Source organism: Nocardiopsis sp. TNDT3 (assembly GCF_003427465.1).
Classification (GTDB): Bacteria; Actinomycetota; Actinomycetes; order Streptosporangiales; family Streptosporangiaceae; genus Nocardiopsis; species Nocardiopsis dassonvillei.
Genome location: NZ_QPFC01001351.1, coordinates 1 through 1046 on the forward strand (window position 1 = coordinate 1; position 1046 = coordinate 1046).

The window sequence follows — 1046 nt, forward strand, 5'->3', positions numbered from 1 at the left end:
GGCGCCGCCGGCGCCCGCGTGAGCGTCCGCCCGCGCGCCCGGCGCAGCCCGCCGCACCGGCCGCCACACCGGTTTCCGCAGCGCGGGCCTCCGCCGCCCCGGCCGCGCGTCCGCCGCTGGTCACCTCGCCCCTGGTGAGGCAGATGGCCCGCGAGGCGGGGCTGCGGATCTCCGAGGTTCCCGGAAGCGGCCCGGGCGGACTCATCACCCGACGTGACGTACGTGAGGCGATCGAGGCCGCGCGGGCCCCCGCCGCCGACTCCGCCGCTCCCGCCGCCGGGCCGGAGCCCGTCGCGACCGGTGGCGTGGACGCCCGCACGGGACTGGCCGAGTCCCGGCGCGTGGCCATGAGCGGGTTCCGCCGCAGCGTGGCGGCGTCGCTGTCCCGCAGCCGCAGCGAGATCCCCGAGGCGACCGTCTGGGTGGACGTGGACGCGACCGAGCTGGTGCGCCTGCGCCGGTCCGACCCCTCCGGGCCCGGCCTGATGTCCTACGTGGCGCGGTTCGTGGTCGCGGGCCTGCGCGCCCACCCCGAGCTCAACGGCAGGGTGGACGCCGAACGCGGTGAGCTGGTCCAGTACGACGGGATCAACCTGGGCCTGGCGGTGCAGACCGACCGGGGCCTGGTCGCCCCGGCCGTGCTGGGCGCGCACCGGCTCACCACGGCCGAACTGGACGGCGAGATCCGGCGGCTCACCGACGCCGCCCGGGAGGGCCGGGCCTCCCGGGCCGAGATGACCGGCGGCACCTTCACCCTCAACAACTACGGGTCGCTGCGTGTGGACGGCAGCGCCGCCATCATCAACCACCCGCAGGTGGCGATCCTGGGCCTGGGCCGGATCATGGACCGCCCGTGGGTGGTGGACGGCGAGCTGACCGTCCGCAAGATCACGCAGCTGTCGTTCGCCTTCGACCACCGCGTGTGCGACGGCGGGGCCGCCGCGGGCTTCATGCGCGTGGTCGCCGACGCCATGGAGAACCCGGCCGCGGCCATCGCCCGCCTGTAGGCCTGGACGGAGCGGGCGCCCCGGGACCCGGTGTCCCGG

General features: G+C 77.0%; 1 protein-coding gene. It reads left to right on the forward strand.

Translation table 11 applies throughout. The annotated features are described in order from the left end of the window. Nucleotides 1-1007 (forward strand): dihydrolipoamide acetyltransferase family protein (locus DQW06_RS27715; protein WP_157983635.1); only part of this gene is annotated, 1007 nt, incomplete at its 5' end. Nucleotides 1008-1046 lie beyond the last annotated feature (39 nt).